The organism is Clostridia bacterium (assembly GCA_036562685.1).
Lineage (GTDB): Bacteria > Bacillota > Clostridia > Christensenellales > DUVY01 > DUVY01.
Genome location: DATCJR010000180.1, coordinates 1 through 4,765, shown reverse-complemented (window position 1 = coordinate 4,765; position 4,765 = coordinate 1). Strand labels below are relative to the sequence as shown.

The 4,765-nt window shown below is 34.2% G+C and carries 5 protein-coding genes; 4 read left to right on the top strand and 1 reads right to left on the bottom strand.

Annotation, left to right across the window (positions count from 1 at the left end; translation table 11 throughout):
• The 4 genes from VIL26_07960 to VIL26_07945 form a co-directional block, all read left to right on the top strand.
• Window positions 1–131: arsenate reductase ArsC (locus VIL26_07960; protein ID HEY8390861.1), on the top strand; the 131-nt coding region annotated here is incomplete at its 5' end.
• A gap of 501 nt (window positions 132–632) precedes the next feature.
• Window positions 633–1,751: a hypothetical protein gene (locus VIL26_07955; protein ID HEY8390860.1), complete on the top strand. Its 1,119-nt coding sequence runs from the start codon at window positions 633–635 to the stop codon at window positions 1,749–1,751.
• 13 nt (window positions 1,752–1,764) lie between these two features.
• Complete coding sequence (locus VIL26_07950) at window positions 1,765–2,268, top strand: hypothetical protein (protein HEY8390859.1); 504 nt, start codon at window positions 1,765–1,767, stop codon at window positions 2,266–2,268.
• 577 nt (window positions 2,269–2,845) lie between these two features.
• The gene (locus VIL26_07945) at window positions 2,846–3,409 is read left to right on the top strand and encodes a S1C family serine protease (GenBank protein HEY8390858.1); all 564 of its coding nucleotides are present in this window, start codon (window positions 2,846–2,848) and stop codon (window positions 3,407–3,409) included.
• Between the two features lie 33 nt (window positions 3,410–3,442).
• Here VIL26_07945 and VIL26_07940 read toward each other — a convergent pair.
• On the bottom strand, window positions 3,443–4,765 hold a 1,323-nt coding region (locus VIL26_07940; protein ID HEY8390857.1), incomplete at its 5' end, for a recombinase family protein.

Below are 4,765 nucleotides of genomic sequence, written 5' to 3'. Positions count from 1 at the left end.
CTTACCTTCCCTGCAAGCATAGAGAGGATTGGGGACTGGATGATCCTACGGGTAAGAGTGATGAGGAATTTAAAAAAGTTATTTCAATAATTGAAGCCCGAATAATTGAATTGAAGAAGAAACTGACATAAAATTAATTAATGCCAATTGCACATTCAGTGGTTGGCGTTATTGTTAATTGACATGTTTCCTCGTACGACGGTTTTTCAAAAATGGCCGAATAACCCATTGACATGTTTCCACGTACAGATGGTTTCTAAAATGGCCAACAGACATCAATTCTATCAACTCGGGCCATGTTGAGACACTTGTATTAATGTCCCGCGCCGACAAATAACCGTCAAAAACGGCACAAAGCCGCCCAAATATTGCCTTATTCACCAAATATATGTTATTCTTATTATGTAAATATCTATGGCTGTAAACATATCAAAACAGGCGGTATGAAATACGCCTATTCGGTAGGCACTCATTTAGATGTTTGACATTGGTAAAGGACGAGATTGATGTTTTTTACAAGTAGGCAACGACATTGATGTTTTTGAAAGAATTTTAATATAATATTGTAAAAATATTGACACATACAATAAATTTTTGTATAATTTTGATAATTTAGTATTAAAGGTGATTTTATGAAATTAATTAAAAACAAAAAATTTATAATTTCTACAATTTCTTGTTTGCTTGTTTTGGTTATATCAGGGTATTTTTTGGGAACGCAATATTTGAGGTCTCAACAACAAATAAGCACTGCAACTAGAACAATAGTTACTACTATCAATTACGATTCTTTGGTTGAAACCTTTGATACATATGAATACAATCAAACTGAAGAAAAAATAACATTAGAAGCAGATAAATTGATTAATTTGGATTATTCGGAATTAGATAATTTATCTTCTGAAAATACTGACTTAAATGAATCAACCACTAATGTTCATTACTCTTATGAATACGACATAGAAAAAAATCTAATATATATGACTGTTATTTTTACAGAATTAGAAGAAGTTGTATCTAGTGATACTTTAGTTGGGAAAGCATTTTTTGATGAAAATGGTAATTTAGATGCTTACTTTGAAATTGACGGCGAACTATATTTAATGAGTCAAATGGCTGACTTGTCAGTTATGCAGGATTGCGGTTGGTTTAAAAGTTTATTTAAAAAAGTTGCAGTTGCAGTTGTTGCTGTTGTAGTTGTTTCGGCTGTTGCGGCAGTTGTTGTTGCGACTGCGGGTGCCGGAATGGCTGCAGTCGTTGCTGCAGGGGCTATTGCTGGAGCTATAACTGGGGGTGTCGCAGGAGGAGTTATATCATACACTGAATATGGTAAGCTTGACTGGAGATGGATTGTTGGCGGAGTAGTTATTGGCGGTGCTTTAGGGGCTGTGACTGGTTGGGGAGTTGGTACGGTAATGGGAGTTGGAGCTACTGGTTCAACATCTCAAGTTAATTCTTTAATAAATACAGCAAAAAATGGGAAATTGGATTTTTCAAATTCTATTAAAACAAAAAGTTATTTTCAAAAAGGGAATCCGGATTATCGTTCGTATTATGAACAAGCAAATACTATATCTCAAGAAATTATGAAGGCGAAAAGTCCTATTGTTGAAAGCGGAACTAACTACTTAAAGTGGAATGTAGAAGGTGCGGTGCAATTTAATACATCGAAAGGGGTAACAAAAGGGGTTTGGGAGTTAGTAATTGACCCAGTTAAAAAGGTCATTGTTCATTTTCTTTTTAGAACATAATTTGGAGAGAAAAATGGTTAAAAATCTATATAGTGATTATAAATTCAAAATAGAAGAAATATTTTCAAATGAAACTTTAAAAGCATATCATAATATAAAAGTTATTTGTAAAAAATTTGATAACAGTATTATTTTGTCATCAATTAATGGTGGAGGTGATTACACCTTGTATTTACAAGATAGGTTTTTTAGTTTTACAATAGATAATGAAACTAAAAGGATAGGTGCTTTTGACGGAGATTTATCTTTTAGCAAAATGTTATCTGCTAATATAAAATTACCTCATTACATAAAAGATGTAATTTTGGCATTAAATACTATAGATGATTTACCCGCAGGTTGCGGTGGATACATAAATTTTAATAATAAAAAAATATTATATGATGAATCACAAAAAATATTGCAAATCGGTGATATTGATAATAGTGAGATTACATATAGTTTTTTATCAAATGCTTTTACTCAAATTAAAAAAGAAAAAATAACGGGCTTAATTTTTACGGGAATAGAGATATAAATTGTACTGGGGTGAACTATTGTAGCAAAATCAAATCTAAGTAATCTTATAATATAATTGACAAATAAAGAAAAATAATAATTGTATAGTTATGAAAGAAAAATATCAAATTTGTAGCAGAATCAGACTTATCTAAACTTTGCCAGGTTCAGAAACAGAATTCTGCACTGCGGATAGTCCAAAAAAGCAAAAATTCCTATCCGGGCTAGCCCGGATAGGAAACATACTAAAGATTATTTACTTACTTAACTTATTTTCCCCCACCAACATTTGACAAAGAGCCTAAAATTTTACAATTTGGTTATTATAACACAGAAAAGCCACTATTTAAATTTTTAAAGAATGCTTATGCACAAATAACTGAAGATAAAAATCTTCAGTGTATAATCATAATTGATATTTATTAATAAATAAATTTCTGCAAATGAATAATGTAAAGAATAAAAAATTTCATATATCCATAATATATTCACTAATAGTAGTTTTAATAATTTCTAATGTGGTTTGTTATGTGTTTCTTATTAATAATAATGAGGTTGACGCAAACAAAATCTATAATATAAATATTAATTCAGTTGTGGAAATTAAAGCATTTGATGACGAAGATACCGTATCTTATGGCTCTGCAGTTGCAATTGACGAAGATAAACTCATAACAAATGCTCATATTCTTTATTATAAAAAGAATACTCAAATAAAAACCTTTGATTATGTTCAAATTAGATTGGCAACGGAAAATGACTATACTTATGCTGTTATAGAAAAAATAGACTATGAATTAGATTTAGCAACGATTATTATTGAAAATAAGAAATTAAATGCAATATCAATTTGCGAAAAAGAAATATTAATAGCAGATAAAATATATGCCATGGGTAATGCCCAAAATTATGGAATATCCATAATGGAAGGTATTGTTGCTCAAAACAATGTAATTGTTGAAGCAGACGGAAAGACAATTACAGCAATTCAATGTGATTTAAATATATCAGAGGGTAATAGTGGAGGGGCGTTATTAAATAAATATGGAGAATTAATAGGACTAACTACTTTTAGATTGAAAGATTCTAGTAACAATGTCGTTTATGGAATTAGTTTTGCTATACCTATAAAAACAATAAATAAATTTTTACTACTATAAGATTTTCTTAAAGATTTTCTTACCTTTTCACCATTACTCCACCATTACGCCCGATTTAAACTCAACCACAAATTTATCCTCGTAAACAGTGACTTTTTCTATCAGTTTGCGGACAAGGGCGTCGTCATATTCCGTAATGACAGTGGGCTGTTCGTTTAGGAAATTTTCCATATCGGCAATGCGCTTTTCGGCATCTACCTGATTTGCGCTTTCCATAAGAAGTTTTTGCTTTTGCTCTCTTAGCGTGTGTATTTCTTGCGCCACATCTTCAAAGTCGGCTCGCGCGTTGGTGCGGCGGAGAAGTTCTTCCTGCAGATATACCAGCCTTTTGTCTATTTCGGCAAGGGGCTGATTTTTTCCTTCTTTGATAACCGTTTCTATATTTTGCCTTAACTTTTGAAGGAAAGCGTCTTTGTCGCAAAGCGTTTTGTTTATGGCGGTTATTATCGCCTTTTCCAAATCTGCTTCCGAAACGGTGCGGGCATCACAATAAAGCCCTGTGTTTTCCAGTCTGCTGATGCATCTCCAAACTATGGATTTTTTGCCGCGGTTGTACCAATGAATACGGCGGTAAAACTCGCCGCACTTACCGCACACTACGGTGTTTGCAAGCTTTCCGCAACTGAACACGCGCTTTGTGCCGTTGTTGCTTGTTCTGACAACCTTTCTTTTTGCCCGCTCTTCCTGAACGCGCATAAAGATTTCGCGGGGGATAATGGGCTCGTGGTTTTTTTCCACATAGTATTGCGGAACAATGTCTTTGTTCTTTACCCGCTTTTTGTTTAGAAAGTCCACCGTATAAGTCTTTTGAAGCAGGGCGTCGCCTATGTATTTTTCGTTGCTCAAAATTTTGTAAATGTTGCTCGGATGCCAGTGTGTTTTGCCCGCGCCGTTTTTTATGCCGTCCGCTTCAAGTCCGCGCGTAATTTGCAACGCGCTTTTGCCTTCCAAGTATTCTCGGTAGATGCGCCTTACAGTTTCCGCCTGCTCGGCGTCTATGACAAGGTGTCCGTTTTCGTCCTTCTTGTATCCCAAAAACCACTTGGTATTTACCATAACCTGACCTTGCTGGTATCGGTATTGAATGCCCAGCTTGACATTTTGTGAGAGGCTTTGGCTCTCCTGTTGGGCAAGTGAAGCCATAATGGTAAGCAAAACTTCACCCTTTGAGTCAAGGGTGTTTATGCTTTCCTTTTCAAAATAAACGGGAATATTTTTATCTTTAAGCTGCCGTATGTATTTTAGACAGTCCAAAGTATTTCGCGCAAAGCGGCTGATGGACTTTGTAATGATCATATCGATATTACCGGCCATACATTTGTCAATCATGCGGTTGAATTCTTCACGCTTCTTAGT